Below are 19,673 nucleotides of genomic sequence, written 5' to 3'. Positions count from 1 at the left end.
CTCCCTGTTAGAATATTACCGTCATTCAATCAGAATCGCCCGCGGCTGATTGGATACTGGCCAATGCTTCGGCTGCGGCCCTGCTTACGCTGTCATCTTCGCTTTTAAGAAGAGGTTTCAGGATTTCGACAGCTCTTTTATCCCCTATTTTCCCCAGGCTTTTTATGGCTTCCATCCTGACGCCATAATTCTGATCGGTCGCTATCACCTTTATTAAAGGTTCAACCGCCCTTCTGTCTTTTTCCTGTCCCAGGAACATCACGGCTTTCCACCTGGCACTGCCCGAGCTGCTATTCAAATCATTTATAAGATTATCGACTTTATCAGCCAGTGAAAAAGTTCCCGGGCCGCATAGAACAAAGAAAAAAATGCACACTAAAAAAATATTCTTTTTCAATTGGTCCCTCCTTCCGCTATTCTATTTTATCAGTATTGCCCTGCGTATATCATCCGCTTTTTTTGCTCCCGCCAGATATTCCACAATAGCGCAGGAAAATTCCAATGCCGTGCCGGCTCCTCTGCTTGTAATAATATTGACGTCCCTTATAACGGGCCTGTCTATGAATTCAGCAATTCCGCTGAATCTGGATTTTGTTCCTGGAAAACCTGTCACTTTTCTGCCCGGAAGAATACCGGCGGGAACAAGCACGTAGGCAGGGGAAGCACAGATCGCGGCAATCAACCTGCCTTTGCCGTTTAAATTCTTGACTGAGTTTAATAATTTGTCCGAACCCGCCAGATTTGCGGATCCGGGCATCCCCCCCGGCAGTATCAAAGCGTCCGCGTCGGAAATCTCCTCAAATAAAAGGTCTGTTTCTATTTTTATGCCCCTCGCGCCGGGAACAGTTTTTTTATCGAGTCCGGTAACATCCACTCTAATGCCCGCTCTTCTTAAAATGTCGATTGGGGCAACAGCTTCTATTTCTTCAAAACCATCAGCCAGAACGATGACAGCTCTTTTCTCCATTCTGTCCTCCTTTCTTTATATAAAGAATGCGTGTCTCTACCTTCATATCGCTTGAATGTTTTTCAAACGCTTTTTTATATATTTCAAGCTGTCTGTTGTATCTTTCTCCTCTGTAGTCGGACCATTTAAAATCAACTATTACTATCCTGTTGTTTTTCCTGTAAACACAATCGATCCTCCCGTTGATTTCATATTGCCCTTCCCTGAGGACAAACGGCAATTCCCTGTATATCTCATCGGCAGATCCCATTTCCCTGTACTCGTCTGTTTCGACAAATCTTTCAACCTCCGGGGCAATTTGAAGGACCTCCGCCTCAGGTAATTTATGCTTAAGCAGTCTGATGATATCCTTTTTTGAATCCATGTGTTCCAGAGTGTAATGAATAGCTGTTCCGATATTTCCCTTTTTATCCGCGCGGGGCTCGTCTTCAATATCCGAAGATATATCCTCTTCCTGTTCCATGATATCCCTGGAAAACATATATCCTTCCTTATCAAGATACCGCGAGACGCTTATTTTTTCAACAGGCGGGTTCAACACATCTATATCGGCATCGGCAAATTCCATGTTTTGCTTAACATCCAGTTCTGCAACGGCAGGGGGGGATTCCTGAGCTGTTTCTGCCGGACTTTCACATCCGTCTTCGATATAAATATCCCGCGCCGGAGAAACATTCTTAAGGCAATCAAACCATGTGTTAAGATTTTTCCCTTTTTCTCTGGACTCCGGCTTTTTATTCAGGCAGGAAACAATTAAAACATCTCTGGCCCGCGTAACGGCGACATACAACAGCCTTTTTTCTTCTTCGCTTCTTTCATGTTTTGTCCTGTTTTTTTCTTTTTCATAATTGGAAGTTTCCCAGTATTTATTCATTTTGAACGCAAAAGCCCCGTCATGTCTTATAATCACCTTATCCCCGATAAATCTTCCAGACGATGTATCGGGAATGATTACAATGGGGAACTGCAGCCCTTTGGACCTGTGAACCGTCATCAGCCTTACCGAATTATCGCCTTCTCCGGACACCGAAGCGAGCCCCTCATCCGACTCAAAACTTATATCATCGATAAACCGCTGAGTTATGTCTTCCAGAGAGTCGTAACCCGAGGATTCCATGGCGCGTATTTTTTCTATAAGCTTTTCAACGTTGGCAATTCTTATATCGCCGTCGGCAAGTTTTGCCAGAGCGCTGAAATATGAAACCCTCTCCAGAAACTCGGTCAATAACTCGGATGGGGCGCGGGTACTTTTTTTCTGCCTTACATCCAGCAAAACGCTGTCTAATTTTTGAACAGCGTTTTTTCTCCCTCCATTCAAAAACTTTTCGGGTTTCAGTATTTTATTTTCCAGTTTCCCGCAGACTATCCGGTTATCATCCGCTGTTGATGCGAAGGACCTCAAAAGGCTCGCATATGCAAGCTCATCCCGCGCATTGGACATAATATTCAAAAAATTCAGTGAGTCACGCACCTCAAATCTTGACAGGAACCCGGAATTACCCAGAACAAAATAAGGGATGCCGCGCTCCTGCAGGCATTTTTCATAGATACCGACTTTGGTCAGTCTGCGGAATAAAATCGCGATATCCGAATAAAGGGGGTTCTCTTCTTTTCCGTCCCTGAATACTTTCACTTCCTTCCCGTTTAAAGTGCCTTCCTCAGCCATCCGCTTAATAAGCACGCTCAGGTATTCCGCTTCCTTTTTTCTCTGCGCTTCGGCAGTTTCAAACCCTTCCCTGTTAAACAGCCTGTAAACATTTCCGGAATCATGCGTTTCTTTTCTCTTCGCTTTAATAAGGTCTCCGGTTTTATCGAAGTCGGCTATAATAAGCATCGAAAGATTATTTATATAATCCAGTATTCCCTTCTGGCTTCTCCTGTTCTCCCTTAAAGACCTCTTAAGCCCTATTTGTTCGCGGATTTTGCCGAATACCGCGGGATCCGCATTTCTCCAGCCGTAAATAGACTGTTTGAAATCACCTACGACGATTATTTTGTCGGACAGCTGGATTTCGGCGATGTTTCCGGCAAGGGTCTCATCTCTCTCGGAAAGCCACATGATAAACTCCATCTGGATATTGTCCGTATCCTGGGCCTCGTCGAGTATTATCAATTTATATCTTTTTTTTATCTCCTGTCTTACGTCTTTATGATCCCTCAATAAATTCCTGGCTTTGATAAGGATTTCATCATATGTAATCCTGTTTTGTTTAAGTTTTTCATACCTTTCAAAGACCTCATCCGCAATCCCCGCAAGACATAAAGAAATCTGTTTTATTTCATCTTTCTCGTTTTTAACGGATTTCGAAACAAAGTTTTTCACCTTTCCGGGAATATCCGCGGCCCTGAAATTATTTACAATATCAAAAACATAATCCTCAAAACCGCCCTGAAACCCTTTCTTTTCGAGAGGCAGGACGGCAAGAATCCTGTTAAGAACCGTATCTTCGCCGGCATCAATCCTAGAAACCACCGCCTGTTTTAACGCTTTTCTCAGAATTTTCCGCTTGTCCTCATCTATTATTTCAGGTTCCGGGTCTATATCCGCATAGGAGCAGAATTCTCTTAATATTTTTACCGCAAATGAATGTATTGTTGATATCTGAATCTCGTCTATTACTCTTACATACTCAAACCTTTCGCGAAAATCCGATCCTTTTGCCGTTTCCAGAAGTATTTCTTTTGCTCTTCCCTTAAAATCTCCCGCAGCTTTTTTCGTAAATGTTATGCAGCATATGGAAGCCGCTATTTCCTCTCTCTCTTTATCATTCCGTCCTTCTTCAATCAACCGTATTACCTTATTCATCGCAAAAGTTGTCTTTCCGGTTCCCGCGGAGGCGGAAATCGCGGCTTTTGTTTTGGTGTTCAGAACATCTTCTATCTGTTTTTCCCAGTTATATTTCATGTTTTCGCGCCCCAATCTTCGGCTATCCTGCAAAAATAAGGGAACTCGCAGTTCCTGCAATCAACCTGCCTGTCAAAAGGGCGCGCGGGAAATTCCATGTTGATAACAGCTTTTTTGAATCTCATTATTTTTTCAAAAAGGATTTCCTCCCAGTCGCCCGATACGGCAATTTCCGAAAAGAATTCCGCTTTTTCATCAAAGGGGTCGGCTTTCAAAAGGAAATAACATGCCCTGATTTCAGCCGGGCTTTTTATGCCCAGATTTTTCTGCGCGGTTTTTTCTGAAAGGACCAGTTTATAAAGAGCGGCCTGAGCCAGATACCCTTCGCGAAAATCTTCTTCGCTTCTGACCTGCCTGCTGGTTTTATAGTCGACCACATAAACTATGCCTGTTTTTGAGATATCTATTCTGTCTATATATCCGTTCAGCGCTATCTTTTCGCCGCGTATACCGGTTACGAATTTCTTGAACGGGAATTCAGCCCTGAGAAATTCCGTTTTCCCGGGCCCTATCGGGGATTTTTCTTCAAGTTTCAGAAAGTTCCTGAGGATTTCGGTCATCCCTTCTTTCTTCACCGACCACAATTCCTTCCTGCCCGTCAGATTGTTCTGCTCATATGAATTAAAAATTCCGCCGGCAATATCCAATAAAAGCCTTTCTCCTCCCTTCCCTTTTCTCTCTTTGCAGAAATTTTCCAGCACTTCATGGATAATGGCCCCTTCATCCATAACATCAATATAGAGTTCCGGCCTCGGCAAATCTCTCATTTTCATGAGCGACTGCATAAAATATCTGAACGGGCATCTTAGAAACGCTTCCAGCGCGGTTGCGTTAAACGAAAATGCCCCGTCCTGAAAAAATTTATCCGACAAAAAACGGCGGATCTCTTCGGAAGAATAAAAACCCCTGTAATTTTTAGCATCACCCGCTGCAATGACATTAGGATTTCTCATAAACACACTGTCATTCTGCTCCAGCTCCCGCTGCAGCCCGCCGGGCTGTAAAAGAAGTTTCCTCCCCCTGCTTTTTTTTGCGATGGAAACCAGCAGGTCTGTTCTGGATGCGGCATCATCCGGCTCACTTATCACAGAGGAAGGCGGGATTTTTTTTACCTCCAGCGCCGAAACCATTTTACCGTCCTTCTCTGATAAAAACATCATTTCTATTTCTTCGAGAAATACGGATTTTTTTCTGTCTTCCCGGGTCTCTTCAGTAAACGGGACTGTGAATATGCATTTGTCCGAAATATTCAGAAAACTTCTGTAAAAAATATTTCTGTCTGTAATTTCTTCATCTGCAGATTTTTGAACCGGCAGCATTCCTTTTTCGTCCAGTATGCGGTTCAGTGCTTCTATATCAGCGTCTTTAAGTATAAGGCCTTCTGTTTTCCGGGACGGGAACTCGCCTTCTGCCATACCGCAAAAAACGCCTATTTTAAAATTCATGCCGTCCGTATCAAAAGGCGTCAATATTTTTACAGCGTTCAGGTTGTTTTTTTCATGTATGACTTCTCTTTCGGCCAGACTTTCTATCATTTCCTTAAACCGGGCGGCACTCACAAGGGACGACCCCATGATATTATCCGGGCAGGCGTCTATCTTATCCAGCAGTCCGCACACCGCGGATACTTCATCCTCAATCATATTTCTGATATAGTAACGGCTTATAAAATTTCTTAACCATTTTGAAAAATCCTTTGCTGTCCGTTCAGCTTCAAACGAAATATCCCGGATAAGCCCGCAAAGAAATTCATTCAATGTTTTCACATCCTGAATATCAATCCCGCTGTTTATAAAATCTTTTGTTTCCCCTCCTTTCCCGGCAAGCCAGTTTAAACACCCGTCGACGGGTTTATTGTCCGCCGACAAATATCCGCAAAGGCAAAGGATAAGTCCGGCAACATCTTTGTCTATCCCTATATCGGTAAAATACGGCGCCGCGATTATCCTGGCAATATTTTCCCTGGGAAAATATTCTTCGGCCATTGACAACACCAGCATTAAATCCTTGTAGAAGTTGGCGCGCTGCAGCTGTCTCCCGCGCCTGAAATAATATGGTATCTTAGCTCTGTTAAAATGTTGTCTTATGTAGTCGTCATAGAGCGATATTTTTTTCGCTATCACGACAATATCAGAAGGTTTCAAATATTCGTCGCCGCAAAGATATTTCTTTATGCGGAGGGCTATTTCTCTTACTTCCGAATTCCTGTCCGCGGCTTCAATTACGCTGATTGAACCGTCTGTCGCTTTTGCTTCATTATTCACCGCCCTGAAAAGGTTTTTCTGGACAAACGCCAAATCGGAAGGCTGCCTAGCGCTGCCCGAAACAGTGTTATCAACCCTGATATTGCCCGAATCCATCTGTTTTAAGCACCTGCATGGAAATATACCCGCTTCAAACGCCGCATTGCTTTCATCGCAGGGGAAATACACGGAAACTTTTATTCCTTTATCGGCAAAAATTTCGAGCAGTTTCAATTGCACGTTTGTGAGCTGATACCTCGGGCGCACAACCACCTTCTTTATACCCCTCAAAAAAGGTGCCATGTCCGCCATTTTCCCCAGGGCATCTATCACCAGCCATCCCATATCGTCATAATCACGGCAGGAACTGCAATATTCAGAATAAATATTGTAAAAATCCGTTAGCCTTTTCAGGGAAAGTTTTTCCCTTTTGCTGTTGCCTATGTGTTTTTTAAGTATTTCGGGCGTGACTCCGGCCTTTTTAAGCGTTTTAACGCTTTTTTTCAAATCCTTTATGAAGCCGGGCTTTGAAAAAACAGGATAAAAATAATTTTTTTTCCGGGTTTTGAAATAACCGGAGCAGATCCTCTTGAGGATTATCTCTTTTTCAAAGTCAGTTATAAAGCGCTCCTCAAGAAGCTCTGCCGCAAGATTAAGCAGGATCTTTCCGAATGTATAGAAGGTATGGTTAAAGTAGATTTCTTTTCCCATCCTCCTGATATATTCCGAAACGGCGAGAGGGGAAGGGAAAATCTCTATTGTTTCACGAGAAAGCATTTTATATTCCGGTAAATTTTTAAATCAGTTAATACTTGACCCTGCATCGCGATTCCGGGACAGAGCGGTACATCACATCCCCCAGAACAACCAGCAGCGCCATGCACCAGAAGGAAATTTTCATGCCGTAATAAGCGTTTCCGTCCACGACATAGGGAGCCATCCACAGAACATATATCAGCGCAAAAAGAGCCTGGTAAACCCCGATCTTTCTTTCATCTTCCTTGTTCCCAAGAACAATATATATGAAGACCGACAGGAAAACCGTTATAACGGCAATGCCGGCCAGAGCCAGGATACAGCTGTAAAAATCTATTTTTCCGCTGTTAAAAAAATCCATGAAGCCGATAAGCATAACGCAGCACAAATACGAAAGGACAACAGCTGTAAAAAGCATAAACAGGTTCTTCTCGAATTTGAGGTTATCCGCCTTTTTTATGACAACCCTCATATTAAGATATGCCGCGAGCAGCCCACCGAAATAAGGCAGCGCGTATTGCCATATCCTGTCGAAAAACGTTCTCGCGGAACCACAGGCCGCGATACTTTCAACATCGAATTCCCTGTAAGGATAAATATCACCCTCACACCCCTTGACCGAAGGAAGGAAAAAACATATAAACAATATCAGCCCGGCAACGGAAGAAAATAAACCGCTCAATGTTTTTGTTTTGCTGCGAAATCTCATAATTGCTTTCCTTTTAAGCAAAAGGCTATGAGGCAATAATTTTTAAGGGGCGTTTTTTTACGAGCGGCCATGGTGCCTGAAAGGCGAGCAAGTAAAAAAGCCGAGCGAAGTAAGTCTCGGGGGGACTTACAAGCGTCCCCATAAAAATTTATTGCCGAAAGTAGCCTTTCTTATCAAAAATCATGTTTCGCTTCAACGGTTATGCCGATGCCGCCCCGCGCTTTGAACATCGCCGTAACCTTTGCCTTTTTCGGCTTCGCCGTCTTAACGATATCATCCAGAATCCTGTTGGCAATATCCTCCGCAAACATCCCGACATTTCTGAAAGAAAAAAGATACAGTTTCAGTGATTTGGATTCTATGCATTTCTCAGCCGGGATATATTCTATTTCTATTCTGGCAAAATCAGGCTGGCCGGTGACAGGGCATATGGAAGTGAATTCATCTGTTTCGAATTTTACATTATAATCTCTGCTTATTATATTGGCGAATGTCTCGAGCCCGGCATTATCGGGGGATTTCGGATAAACCGTTTTTGCTTTTCCCAGCAGCGTTAAGTTTTTCAGCCTTGCTTTCTTCATTTGGCATACCTCAGAGGATCTTTGATCCCCGCTTCCTTAAACCCGTTTTTCCTTATAATACATGAGTCACACTCTCCGCAGGCGGTTGATTTCATGACCGGGTCATAACAACTGTGTGTTTTTGAAAAATCCACGCCAAGAGCCGCGCCTGTCCTGATTATATCAGATTTCTTCATTTTAACGAGCGGGCTGTGTACTTTTATCCTGCTTTTGCCTGCAGGCTTAACCGCCAGCGCGGCCATCTTTTCATACGCTCTCAGATATTCCGGCCTGCAGTCGGGATAACCGCTGTAATCAACGGCATTTACCCCGATAAATATGTCTTTCGAGCCTATGGTTTCGGCCCATGCCAGCGCAACCGAAAGGAATATCGTGTTTCTCGCGGGAACATATGTAGAAGGTACGGTATAGGGCATGCTTCCTGTTTTTCTCCTCTTGGGAACCTTAGCGCCTGAAGTCAGGGCAGACCCTCCTATCTTCCTCATATCAAGGCGGAAGACCATATGCTTTCTCGCTTTTACCGCTGCCGCAATTCGTTTTGCGCAGGCAATTTCTGTTTTGTGGCGCTGGCCGTAATCAAAAGTCAGGGCGTATATGTCAAATCCCCCTGATTTGGCCATCGCGGCGACTGTAGCCGAATCCAATCCTCCGCTCAATAAAACCACCGCCTTTTTTCCCATAATTCAAACACCCCTGGTCCTGTTAGGCCATATTACCTTATGGAGCTGCAGGTTCAGGCGCACTTTTAAATCATCTTCCAATATCCATCCCGCAAGGTCCGAAGCTTTTAGAAGGCCATACGCCGGAGAAAACAGTATATTGCATTTTTTCCCTTCAATTTTTTTCACCACGCGTTTAGCCCACAGGTAATCTTTACGTCCGGAAATGACAAATTTTATCTCATCTTCACTTTTAATATACTCCATGTTTTTCGCAAAAAAACTTCCTGATTGCCCGCTCAGGGGGCACTTTATATCCATTACTATTGTTGCCTTTTTATTTATATTTTTAATGCAGGCGGAACCGTTGGTTTCTATTATTATCTTTTTCCCGCAGCGTATTAGTTCGTCAATAACGCAAAATATATCTTTCTGGATTAACGGTTCGCCTCCGGTTATACATACAAGACCGGGTTTATACCTTAATACTTTTTTTACAAGCGTTTCGGCGTTTAAATACACTCCTTTTTCGTATGCATAGCGCGTGTCACAAAAACCGCATCTGAGGTTGCATCCTGCAAGCCTGACAAAAACACACGGCTCCCCCGCATGGCTTGACTCCCCCTGAATGCTCTTAAATATTTCATTTACCTTCAGTCTTCCCAATATGAAACCCCTGTTTTTGAAGATTCTTTGACCGTTATCTTCGATACTTTAATCCTTTTATCATTGATTTTCCCGGATAACATCGAAAACAGAAGGCGGGCAATATTTTCCGCGGTCGGATTTTTATCGGAAAAACATTCGAGTTCGTTCAAATTCTTATGGTCAAATTCAGATACAACTTCAGATATTATATCTTTCAATTCCCTGAAATCCCTGACCATTCCCATTTCATCAAGGCTGCGGCATCTTATAAAGACCTCCACATCCCAGTTGTGCCCGTGCATATTACTGCACGGGCCTTTATAACCGTTAAGGCTATGGGCCGAGGAAAAAAATGTCTTTACGCTTAATTCATGCATACACAGTCAATTTAACAGGTGGAAGACAATCACGATATCACATTTTACATCAATTTTTTAAAAAATAAAACGCGGGAATATCATGATTTGCGGTTTGGCGCAAACAGCTTTACGATAAAGCCCGTATTCCACCCCGTAACGATGAGCAAAACAAAGAAAAAATAAACAGGAAAATCCATAATTTTTGTTTTTCTCGCTATCATTAACGATAGCCCTATTAACAGCGCCAGGATCAATGAAAGCAGGGTTAAAGACATAAAAACTGTTTTCGGGCTGAACAGCAGGCATATCAAAGCCAGAATGACTACATTGAATGACACGGCAATCGCAGACCAGCGGAATATGCCGGGTTCGGACCCTTTTTTGAGAAATGACGCGCGGCTTTTTCCGAACCGGTAGGCCAGTTTAAAAACATCGCTTATTTCCGTTTTCTTGTAGTGATAAACTATTGCATCAGGGTCACACAATACCTGATACCCCGTTTTTCTCAGGCGCGCCGCCATCTCTTCATCCTCAAGAGGATACATATCGGGGCTGAACAGGCCTGTTTTCCGTAATGCCTCTTTTCTGTACATAACGTTGCATGAGGGGTTGAAATCCACCTGCCTGGAGCTGTGTCCGAAATCACAGTATTTTCTCCCGAAAGGGAGGAAAAATGTAAATGTTTCTTTTATAATATTACCCGTATTGGTATCTTCCCTCGGTAAAACATTCGGACCCCTGACGGAAGCGATCCCGGATTCATCAAAATGCCTTACAAGAGAACCAAGCCAGCTTACTACGGCAACACAGTCCGCATCGGTAAAAGCTATAAAATCCCCGCAGGCTTCTTCAATGCCTCTGTTCCTTGCATACACAACGCCTTTCCTGCCTTCTTTCACAAGACGAACCCTTCCGTCCCTGTTGGAAAACCTCTCAACTATCTTCGCCGTGCCATCCGTAGACCCGTTATCCACTACAATAACTTCTATGTGCCTTCTTGTCTGGCTCAGGATGGAATCAAGGCATGGTGATATATGATGTTCCTCATTAAGCACCGGTATTATCACTGAAATGGAGAAATCTTTATTCATAGTAAAGGGTTTTTTTAAGTAACAATATACTGAATATAATTTTTTTTTCAAGAAAGAACAACAAGTTTCTTTATTTTTTTTTCAAATTGATGGTATAATGCCGGGTCAAAAAAGCGCCGGCAGGATCCCGGCGCTGACGGAACCGATGTTAAAATAAAAAATATTTAAAGGTCTCGCGCATGAAAATCGGGCTGCTTGGTTTTCCCCAATCCGGGAAAAAGACGCTTTTTAAGCTTTTAACAGGCAATGACGGGATTTCCGCAAACATCGGCATATGTAAAATCAAGGATCCCAAACTGGACAAAATCGCGGAGATATACAAATCGAGAAAAATAACCCATGCCGAAATTGAATACCAGCTTCTTCCTGCAATAGTCCCCGGCCATGCATCGCTCAAAGATTCACTTAATATCCTTAAAAATCTTGACGCCGTATGCCTTGTTGTAAGACAGTTTAAAAATGATGCCGTATATCATATAAAAGAAACCGTAGACCCGGAAAGGGACATAAACATCATCTTACAGGAACTTATTCTCGCAGATCTTATGCTTGTGGAAACAAGGCTGGAAAGGATGAAAGAATCCGAAAAAAAGAAAAAAACCGAAGTCCTCGACAAGGAAAAAACCCTCCTGTTAAAAATAAAATCACAGCTTGAAAACGAAAAACCCGTAAGGGATACGGCTTTTTCGGACGAAGAAAAAAAATTACTTCTCCCTCTGCAATTCATAACTAAAAAAAATGTTCTTATAGCATTAAATTCCGACGAAACGGATATCAACCGGAAATTGCCCGATAACATAGCCAGGTTCGATTCTCCGACAACCGTCACTTTCCCGATTGCGGCAAAAACCGAAGTTGAAATAAACTCCCTTGCCGAAACGGAACGGGAAGAATTTCTCAAAGGCCTTGGAATAAATGAACCTGCCATAAATTTAATGGCAAGATTGTCCGTAAAGCTTTTAAACCTTATCACATTCTTTACAGCAGGCGAAAATGAAGCCCGTTCCTGGATTATAACAAAGGGGCTTTCCGCTCCGCAGACAGCCGGCAAAATACACACCGACATCGAACGCGGTTTCATACGCGCCGAAATAATCAAGTCGAAAGATCTTTTTGAACTTGGCGGCGAGCAGGCGGTAAAAGATGCGGGAAAGTGGGCGTTAAAGGGAAAAGATTACATTATCGAAGATTCTGATATAGTGCTCTTCCGGTTTAACGTATAAACTTATTTCCCGGTTCTCCTGTTTTTCGCAGGTTTTTTCTTTGTCAATTCGGGATAAAGTTTCTTTCTGCAATCGGGGCAGATGCCGTGGCTGAAAGCGATTTCAGAATGCTTTTCCAAATATTCTTCCACCTGATGCCAGTAACCTTTATCGTCACGGACCTTTTTGCAATGCGAACATATCGGCATCAATCCTCTTAATGTCTTTACCTGCGCTAACGCATATTGAAGATCTTCAATCAGTTTTTCTTTTTCTTTTTCGGCTTTTTTGCGCTCGGTTATATCGAGCACATAACCTTCATAATGCGTTATTTCGCCTTTCCTGTTCCTTACGATAACCGTGGAGTCATACAGGAACTTTTCTGTTTTATCCGCGGTGAATATCCTGTATTCCTGTTCAAATTTATCAATCCCTTTTTTGCTGTACCGTTTTACTTCTTTTTCAACCCTTTCTATATCCGCGGGGTGAATAATATCGGCATATTTAATTTTGCCTCTCAGAAATTCCTCGGCCGTATATCCGAATTGTTTAATGTTGCTTGACACATATTCCACCGGCCAGCCCTGTCCCGCAAACCACCTGAACACGACCACCGGGCCTCCGGTATGAAGTTTCTTTTCCCTTATCAAAAGTTCTTCCGCCTTTTTGGATTCCGTGATATCCTGCACCAGCACAAAAACCATTTTCTCATTGTTTATCTCCAGTATCCTGGCATCCACTCTAACGGGAAATTCATACCCGTTTTTTTTCCTGTTTTCCGCTTCAACGGAAAATCCCTTGAATGAAATGTTTGCTTCAATAAGACCCGGAAGCATTTTCGCCGTTCTGGCGCTTACCAGGTCTTTAATATTCATATTATTAAGCTCTTTTTTACTGTATCCAAGCATTTTGGACGCTTCCTCATTGCAGTCGATGATATCGCCGTCTATCGTCTCAAGAAAAACAGCAAAGGGGGTTAATTCGAACAGCTTTTTGAATTTTTCTTCGCTTTCACGGAGTCTCTCTTCAAATTTTTTTCTTTCGGTGATGTCAATAAACATGGACATTTTGGAAATAACTTTTTCGCCGGCAAATATAGGCGTGTTGACAATATAGAACCAGCGGTTATCTTTGGGGCTCAGCACTTCCCACCTCACGGTATCGCCCTTGAAAACCTTTTCATTCACGCACCAGGGACAGACTGACTGCCTGTTGTGAAGGACTTCATAACACTTCTCTCCCGTAGCGTCCCTGCCGGTCCTTTCCATAAGATTTTTATTCATGAAAGTGACGGTATAATCAGAAGCGCATGTGTAGATATAACCGTCAAAGGCCTTGACTATAGCGGACATCAGTTCTTCTTTTTCACGGAGGTTTTCTTCTATTAGCCTGCGCTGCACCTGAAGCGCCTGCACATCCACAAGACGTTTCTTCAGTTTTTCTATTTCTGCAAACAGTTCCTCTTTAGATCTCGTATCTTCCGTCATAACCCTTTTCCATATAAGTTGTTATGATTATACCACTTATCCTGCCGCAACCCCAAGTATTTCTTTCGCTCTTTTCAGGTCTCTCCCGTTCACCATCAATTTTATCCAACCTATATCCGGATCGCAAAGAGCTCCTATGGAAAAAGTATTGTAATCTGATAAATAACACTTTATCCCTTCGGCCTCCAATGCCGACACTGCAAGCTCCGCGGCAGATATACTGTAGTATACGGACACTTGCGCAAAATCATCCATAAGCAGCTCCCTTATTTTATAAAAGCTTATTTGAACATAAAGTTTTTTTCGCGAAATAATCTAAGGCAGGCGTCAACAACATCGGGATCATACAGGTTCCCCCTGTTCCCGGATATTTCCTCCAGAGCTTTGTCAATGCCGGGCGCAGACCTGTAGGGGCGGTGGGAAGACATTGTTTCAACAACATCGGCAACTCCTATTATTCTCGCCCCCATAAGGATATTTTTGCCCGAAAGACCGAACGGATAGCCTGAACCGTCAAATCTTTCGTGATGCTGAAGCACAATATCGGCTACCGGCCATGGAAACTCTATATTTTTCAGAATATCATATCCGACGCGCGGATGAGTCTTGATGATTTTATATTCTATATCGGATATCTTCGCCGGTTTATTCAGTATTTCAGCAGGAACATATATTTTTCCCACATCATGGATGGAAGACGCAATCCTGATCCCTTCAATCTCCCTGTCAGAAAGACCCATTTCCGAAGCAATAGCGCTTGCAAGCTGGGCAACCCTTCTTTCATGGCCGGCGGTGTAAGGGTCTCTCACTTCGACTATGCTCCCCATCGCGTTTATAGTGCTTTCCATGCCATTCCTTAATTTTTCATAACTTGCTTTAAGCTCCCTTTCCTTTTTGCACCTTTCAAGAGCATTTGTAAAAATTTCGCCCACTATTTTCAAAAGTGTAATTTCATCATCTGTCCATTTTCTCTGTTCTTTCACAGAATCAAAACCCAGTATTCCCAGAGGAGTTCCGGCGACTTTCAATATGACATTGATAAGAGATTTAATCCCCTCGGCCCGGAATTCGTCCTGCTCATTTTTTGCCTCCGCAGGCAATTCGGAAATGTCATCCACATATACTATTTCATCTTTTTTCAACTTACCCACTATCCAACCGAATTTCCCGGTGTCAACGCCCATTAATCTATCTTTCTGAGAAACAATCCCTCCGGCGCACCACTCATACAAATTATCCATAACGGCGCCTTTATCCCGGAAAAGGAAGACATAACTTCTGTCAACGCCGGTAAACCGGCCTATCTGCGTCAAAGCCTCCTGTATCTCGTTGTCTATGTCCTCGTTTCTCATATCTATAAAACTGGTTGAAATAGATGTTATCAGCCTTTCAAAATTCAGCCTGTAATCCGCTTTTTCCTCGGCTCTTTTCCAATCGGATATATCTATCAGCGTTTCCATGACGCAGGCCTCCCCGTCCAGCTCGATAGAATCTGCGCTTTTAATAACAGGTATTTTTTCACCCGAAGCCCTGGTAACAAACACTTCTTTCTTATCTGTTTCGGACATCCCGCTTTTGATGACAAAAGTCCCGTCCTTTGCGCCGGCAAAGAAATTTTCCGGGTTTTTCCCTATCATCTCTCCTCTCTGCCGCTGAAATATCTCAAGGGCGGAAGGATTTATATCTATGATTTCGGATTTATCGTTTGTAACTATGATGCCCACCGGCGTATTTTCAATAAGTTTTCTGAAGGTCTCCCTGCTTTTATAAATCTCTTCCTCCGCCCTTTTCCTGACCGTAATGTCTTCGCCAAACCTGTAATAACACACCACGTTCCCGTCTTTATCTTTTTTCGGTATAACGATAAGATGGACAGGGAATACCGTCCCGTCTTTGTGGACAAGGTTGATTTCATCGTTATACATCCCGGTTTCTGAAGCAATCTTATGCACTTCATCGGCATGGGACGGGCTTTCATGCAGTTTATAGATTTTAAGTTTTTTAACCGCTTCGTCAACGCTGTACCCAAGCATTTTTTCAGAAAATTTATTCCAGAGAATGATATTTCCCTCTTTGTCCACCTCGCAGAGGTGCAATGGGATATATTCTATGGAAAGCCTGTATTTTTCCTCGCTCTCGGCAAGCGATTTCAGGTAATTCATCCTCTGTAAGATTATCCCTATCATATTAAGAAAATGGATAAGCACGCCTTTCATGGCAAGTTTATAGCCGGGGTACAATTGCATATAGCCGATTGCGACAATTTCCCCTTCCCTGATACTCGCAAGGGCGTACCTCTCAACGTTTCTTTCGGATTTTATTTCCTCGGTAAATGCTTCGGGAAAAAGACTCAACAGGCACGCGCGGCTGGCGGAACAGTCGATTATCTCATTGTCTTTAAAGGTTCTGAACAGTCCATCCGGTATCTTCCTGATTATACCGGGTTTCTCTTCAAGGAATGAAAGACCTGTTTCCCTTTCGGTCGTTACGATCTCAAGTTTCAGAAAATCGTCCGGCTTTGATGAAGCGAAAGCAACGCATTTCGCATTGCACATCCGCAAAAGGTTTTTACATAATATGGAATATATTTTTTCTTCGCTCGCTCCTTCCACCTCGAGAAACGTATCGCATATTATCCTGAATGGCCGGCTGCCGCTGTCAAAAACCAGCGTTGTCCGCTCTATTTCATCTTCAAAAGGATTTTTATTCTTATTTAATTCATCATTCATAATATTATTTGTGTTAAATCTGCCCTGAAATGAATTTAAAGTTTTCTTTCATAAATAGTTTCAGGCAGGAATCCACCGCGGCCGGATCGTACAGATTTCCCCTGTTTTCGACAATTTCCTGGAGCGCATTCTCAAACCCCACGGACGGCCGATATGGCCGGGGGGAATACATAGCCTCAACAACATCAGCCACCGCTATTATCCTGGCCTCAAGAAGTATATCCTCGTCCTTAATGCCGAAAGGATACCCTGAACCGTCCAATCTCTCATGGTGCTGCAGCACAATATCAGCCACAGGCCAGGAAAATTCTATGGTTTTCAAAATATCATAGCCGAGCTGAGGGTGTGTCTTAATGATGCTGAATTCTATATCCGTCAATTTGCCCGGTTTGGTCAGTATCTCGGAAGGCACATAGATTTTGCCTATATCATGCACTATAGCCGCCATGTAAATGCCGTTTATCTGTTCCTCGGGAAGCCTCATATCCTGCGCTATCGCAACGGCCAGCTGAGCCACTCTCCTTTCATGGCCGGCGGTATAAGGGTCCTTGGTCTCAACAATTCTTGCCATGGCAAGAATTGTGCTTTCCATATTTTTTTGAAGCTTGTTGTAACTGTCCTGAAGAGCTCTCCCTGCTTTCTTCTGTTCGGTGATATCCCTTATAACACCCTGCAGCCCTAAAATATCTTTTTTACTGTTCTGTTTCAGGGCAGCCGTTATCATGCACTCCATTTCCCTGCCTGTTTTGCTTTTCAGTTTTACCTCATAGTTCCTCACAGAACCGCTCTTCTCGACATCCCTTTCAAATTCGTGGTAATCAATAAAATCCACGAATATGTCCTTATATTCCATCCCGGACATCTCATCCCTGGAAAAACCGAAAAGCACCAGCGCTGATTCATTTACGTCAATGAATTTCCCGTCCTCACCCGTAATAAATATCGCGTCTCTGGAACTTTCAAACAAAGCCCTGTATTTTTCCTCGTTCTCTCTCAGGGCGTTTTCCACTCGTTTCCTCTGGCTTATAAGGTCTTCAAGCTCTTTGATCTTTTCTTCAAGCTCCATGGCGTGCAAAGAAAGAAGGTCTTCTCTTTCCTGATGGTAATCAATCTTTTTCTTAAGTTCCTGGGGGGTCAATTTCAGGTCCGCAAGTATCTCCGCATAGGCCTCGGATAACTCTTTTGATTCGTCTACGGTAAAGACCCCTCCCCCCATCATAGCCTTATGAGAGGTGGCCGTGCCTATCGAGCCGGCAAGCAATTTCTCAATCTCATTCTGAAGCCTTGCCAGCTCAAGAATTGAAATGTGCGTCCCCTTCCCTATGCCTGTGAGATAAACCCCTTTCTTCAGTATGAGAGATATTTTATCCGCGGGAAGGTAACAGGACAGGATTTTTCTCATAATCCCGAGCTTGCTTTCCAGCATAATATGAGCTTCTTTCGTTGTTGACCCCGCGAAAATATCATCGCTGGACAGCGCGCCGGTAAAACCTTCGGCGTTTCTCTTTTCTTCCCGTTTTGTCGGGAAACATATCGAACCGAACATATAAAAACCCAGGTTAAAAAACATTGACCAAAAAACAGAATGGCTTACGGCATCGGGAAATTTTATTCCGAAAAATTCCGCCGGCCTGAGGATTTTCAGCCCGAAAATGCCATTCGACATAAAAAACGTAGAGATCCATCCGCTTGATGCGAAACAGGGAATAAAAAGAGTGTAAAACCAGACCGCAAAGCCGGCTGTAAGACCCATAACAGCGCCGGTTTTATTCCCTTTTGTCCAGAAAATCCCGCCTATAATCAGGGGCACAAACTGCAGGACCCCCACAAAAGAAATCATCCCCATATCAAAAAGAGAGTAACTTTCTCCGACAAACCATCCGAAAAGATATCCCAGAAGTATGAATATCCCGACCGTAATCCATCTCCACTGCAGAATATAGCGGCTAAGATTTACCCTTTTTGTCAAACTAAGCAAAGGCAGGATGACATGGTTTGATATCATCGTGGAAATGGTTACGGCACAAACCATCACAACGCTTGTGGCCGCTGAAAAACCTCCCATCAGAACCATCATTGTAAGGTAGCGGTTCCCGAATTTATAGGGCAGTTGCAAAACAAAAGTGTCAGCTTCATTCAAAGCCAGGCCTTTAAGCAGCGAGGTAAAGGCAATGGGGATGATAAATATATTTATTAAAAGCAGGTAGAAGGGAACCATCCACATTGCGGTTTTTATATTGTTTTCATCTGAATTCTCAACCACGCTCATATGAAACTGACGCGGCAGCAATATAACCATAAACATAGACACGGCAAGAAAAGAAAACCATGTGATAAAAGAGGAATCTCCGGAAAACCCGATTTTCATAAGCCCGGCGTACCGGCTTGAAGACACTTTGGCGAATAAATCCTGAAAACCGTTATTCAGGAAATAAACGGCAAACAGCCCGCAGACCAACAGCATCGAAAGCGTAAAAATGGATGTGAGCCCCATGGAAAAAACCATACCCGGGTGCCGTTCGGTGGGGTCAACCCTCCTAACACCGAATACAAGCGTAAAAAGTATCATAAGAAGTATTACAAGGATACCGATTTTATCCAGCCATTCGGTCTGGGATCCCGAAGAAGTGGTAACTATCGCTATCGTGGATATAATCGCTTTCATCTGGAGCGCGATATACGGCAGTGTGCCTAAAAGGCAGAAAACGGCAACGATTGCCGCAAGCGGCTGGGATTTATTATAACGCGCGGATATAAAATCAGCGATATTCGTTATATGATGCGAATTCTTTATCCGCACCATCTTTCTCAAAATGACCCACCAGAAAAAAACACCCGCGCAGGGACCGAGGTAAACAGCAAGATATATCACGCCGTCTTTCGCCATCTTTGCGGCATCACCGTAGAAAGTCCACGCGCTGCAGTAGACAGCAATTGAAAGCGCGTAGATAACAGGATTTGAGATGAGTTTCCGCAGCCTGTCAGATTTTTTTTCAACAAAGAGGGCTGCCAGGAAAAGCAACAGGAAATACACACAGAAAAACAGTATCACCGTTAAAAGGTCAAACATTCTTACCTTCGCCTTCTTTTTTGCCTTTACCTGAAGGTGGCGGGCCCTCAAAGCTCAGCCCGACAATCAGCGCAAGCAGCGCAATGGTTAACCATACAGCATAAATACAAAGGTAGGCGCCGCCGCTACTCAGATTATCCAGAGAAGATAAAATGGGCCAGTTTAAAAACGATAACAATAGAACAAATACAAACAAAGCAAAACTGTTCCCGCCCAGGATTTGAATTATTTTTTTCATAAATTAACCAAGCCCGCTAAACATATCTG

Annotated in this window: 16 protein-coding genes; 1 reads left to right on the top strand and 15 read right to left on the bottom strand. The window is 43.4% G+C overall.

Annotated features, from left to right (window positions below; translation table 11 throughout):
- Positions 1-25: 25 nt before the first annotated feature.
- The 10 genes from M0R36_05450 to M0R36_05405 form a co-directional block, all read right to left on the bottom strand.
- A complete protein-coding gene (locus M0R36_05450) occupies positions 26-397 on the bottom strand; it encodes a HEAT repeat domain-containing protein (protein MCK9555243.1) in 372 nt (123 codons plus the stop codon).
- Positions 398-418: 21 nt separating this feature from the next.
- Positions 419-967, bottom strand: coding sequence for a DJ-1/PfpI family protein (locus M0R36_05445; protein MCK9555242.1), 549 nt, complete (start codon positions 965-967; stop codon positions 419-421).
- Entirely contained in the window at positions 936-3,872 is a 2,937-nt protein-coding gene (locus M0R36_05440) for a UvrD-helicase domain-containing protein (GenBank protein MCK9555241.1), read from the bottom strand. The genes M0R36_05445 and M0R36_05440 overlap by 32 nt, the downstream gene beginning before the upstream one ends.
- Positions 3,869-6,892 (bottom strand): exodeoxyribonuclease V subunit gamma, encoded by a 3,024-nt coding sequence (locus M0R36_05435; GenBank protein MCK9555240.1) that lies wholly within the window; start codon positions 6,890-6,892, stop codon positions 3,869-3,871. The genes M0R36_05440 and M0R36_05435 overlap by 4 nt, the downstream gene beginning before the upstream one ends.
- 28 nt (positions 6,893-6,920) lie before the next feature.
- Positions 6,921-7,580 (bottom strand): hypothetical protein, encoded by a 660-nt coding sequence (locus M0R36_05430; protein ID MCK9555239.1) that lies wholly within the window; start codon positions 7,578-7,580, stop codon positions 6,921-6,923.
- Positions 7,581-7,753: 173 nt separating this feature from the next.
- A complete protein-coding gene (gene queF, locus M0R36_05425; protein MCK9555238.1) occupies positions 7,754-8,161 on the bottom strand; it encodes a preQ(1) synthase in 408 nt (135 codons plus the stop codon).
- The gene (gene queC / locus M0R36_05420) at positions 8,158-8,841 is read right to left on the bottom strand and encodes a 7-cyano-7-deazaguanine synthase QueC (protein MCK9555237.1); all 684 of its coding nucleotides are present in this window, start codon (positions 8,839-8,841) and stop codon (positions 8,158-8,160) included. The genes queF and queC overlap by 4 nt, the downstream gene beginning before the upstream one ends.
- 3 nt (positions 8,842-8,844) lie before the next feature.
- Complete coding sequence (locus M0R36_05415; protein ID MCK9555236.1) at positions 8,845-9,486, bottom strand: radical SAM protein; 642 nt, start codon at positions 9,484-9,486, stop codon at positions 8,845-8,847.
- Positions 9,474-9,845, bottom strand: coding sequence for a 6-carboxytetrahydropterin synthase QueD (gene queD / locus M0R36_05410; GenBank protein ID MCK9555235.1), 372 nt, complete (start codon positions 9,843-9,845; stop codon positions 9,474-9,476). The genes M0R36_05415 and queD overlap by 13 nt, the downstream gene beginning before the upstream one ends.
- Positions 9,846-9,925: 80 nt before the next feature.
- On the bottom strand, positions 9,926-10,918 hold the full coding sequence (locus tag M0R36_05405) for a glycosyltransferase (GenBank protein ID MCK9555234.1): 993 nt from the start codon (positions 10,916-10,918) through the stop codon (positions 9,926-9,928).
- A gap of 179 nt (positions 10,919-11,097) precedes the next feature.
- On the opposite strand from M0R36_05405, the gene M0R36_05400 reads away from it, so the two are divergent.
- Positions 11,098-12,141 (top strand): YchF family ATPase, encoded by a 1,044-nt coding sequence (locus M0R36_05400; GenBank protein MCK9555233.1) that lies wholly within the window; start codon positions 11,098-11,100, stop codon positions 12,139-12,141.
- 2 nt (positions 12,142-12,143) lie between these two features.
- Here M0R36_05400 and M0R36_05395 read toward each other — a convergent pair whose 3' ends face one another.
- Genes M0R36_05395 through M0R36_05375 form a run of 5 tightly spaced genes read right to left on the bottom strand, consistent with a single transcriptional unit; the run spans position 12,144 to position 19,644 of the window.
- Positions 12,144-13,607, bottom strand: coding sequence for a PAS domain S-box protein (locus M0R36_05395; protein ID MCK9555232.1), 1,464 nt, complete (start codon positions 13,605-13,607; stop codon positions 12,144-12,146).
- Between the two features lie 36 nt (positions 13,608-13,643).
- Positions 13,644-13,862, bottom strand: coding sequence for a DUF2007 domain-containing protein (locus tag M0R36_05390; protein MCK9555231.1), 219 nt, complete (start codon positions 13,860-13,862; stop codon positions 13,644-13,646).
- Positions 13,863-13,888: 26 nt separating this feature from the next.
- The gene (locus tag M0R36_05385) at positions 13,889-16,336 is read right to left on the bottom strand and encodes a PAS domain S-box protein (GenBank protein ID MCK9555230.1); all 2,448 of its coding nucleotides are present in this window, start codon (positions 16,334-16,336) and stop codon (positions 13,889-13,891) included.
- A 13-nt stretch (positions 16,337-16,349) separates the two neighbouring features.
- Complete coding sequence (locus M0R36_05380) at positions 16,350-19,406, bottom strand: PAS domain S-box protein (GenBank protein MCK9555229.1); 3,057 nt, start codon at positions 19,404-19,406, stop codon at positions 16,350-16,352.
- Positions 19,399-19,644: a hypothetical protein gene (locus M0R36_05375; GenBank protein MCK9555228.1), complete on the bottom strand. Its 246-nt coding sequence runs from the start codon at positions 19,642-19,644 to the stop codon at positions 19,399-19,401. The genes M0R36_05380 and M0R36_05375 overlap by 8 nt, the downstream gene beginning before the upstream one ends.
- Positions 19,645-19,673: the final 29 nt, after the last annotated feature.

The organism is bacterium (genome assembly GCA_023228325.1).
In the GTDB taxonomy this organism is placed as follows: Bacteria; Auribacterota; UBA6266; order UBA6266; family UBA6266; genus UBA6266.
The sequence above is the reverse complement of the archived record's forward strand: the minus strand, read 5'-3'. Positions and strand labels throughout refer to the sequence as shown.

Coding starts and splice junctions, on each gene's coding strand:
- M0R36_05445 (MCK9555242.1), bottom strand. CDS start 967: ATGGAGAAAAGAGCTGTCATCGTTCTGGCTGATGGTTTTGAAGAAATA.
- M0R36_05440 (MCK9555241.1), bottom strand. CDS start 3,872: ATGAAATATAACTGGGAAAAACAGATAGAAGATGTTCTGAACACCAAA.
- M0R36_05435 (MCK9555240.1), bottom strand. CDS start 6,892: ATGCTTTCTCGTGAAACAATAGAGATTTTCCCTTCCCCTCTCGCCGTT.
- M0R36_05430 (MCK9555239.1), bottom strand. CDS start 7,580: ATGAGATTTCGCAGCAAAACAAAAACATTGAGCGGTTTATTTTCTTCC.
- queF (MCK9555238.1), bottom strand. CDS start 8,161: ATGAAGAAAGCAAGGCTGAAAAACTTAACGCTGCTGGGAAAAGCAAAA.
- queC (MCK9555237.1), bottom strand. CDS start 8,841: ATGGGAAAAAAGGCGGTGGTTTTATTGAGCGGAGGATTGGATTCGGCT.
- queD (MCK9555235.1), bottom strand. CDS start 9,845: ATGCATGAATTAAGCGTAAAGACATTTTTTTCCTCGGCCCATAGCCTT.
- M0R36_05405 (MCK9555234.1), bottom strand. CDS start 10,918: ATGAATAAAGATTTCTCCATTTCAGTGATAATACCGGTGCTTAATGAG.
- M0R36_05400 (MCK9555233.1), top strand. CDS start 11,098: ATGAAAATCGGGCTGCTTGGTTTTCCCCAATCCGGGAAAAAGACGCTT.
- M0R36_05395 (MCK9555232.1), bottom strand. CDS start 13,607: ATGACGGAAGATACGAGATCTAAAGAGGAACTGTTTGCAGAAATAGAA.
- M0R36_05390 (MCK9555231.1), bottom strand. CDS start 13,862: ATGGATGATTTTGCGCAAGTGTCCGTATACTACAGTATATCTGCCGCG.
- M0R36_05385 (MCK9555230.1), bottom strand. CDS start 16,336: ATGAATGATGAATTAAATAAGAATAAAAATCCTTTTGAAGATGAAATA.
- M0R36_05380 (MCK9555229.1), bottom strand. CDS start 19,406: ATGTTTGACCTTTTAACGGTGATACTGTTTTTCTGTGTGTATTTCCTG.
- M0R36_05375 (MCK9555228.1), bottom strand. CDS start 19,644: ATGAAAAAAATAATTCAAATCCTGGGCGGGAACAGTTTTGCTTTGTTT.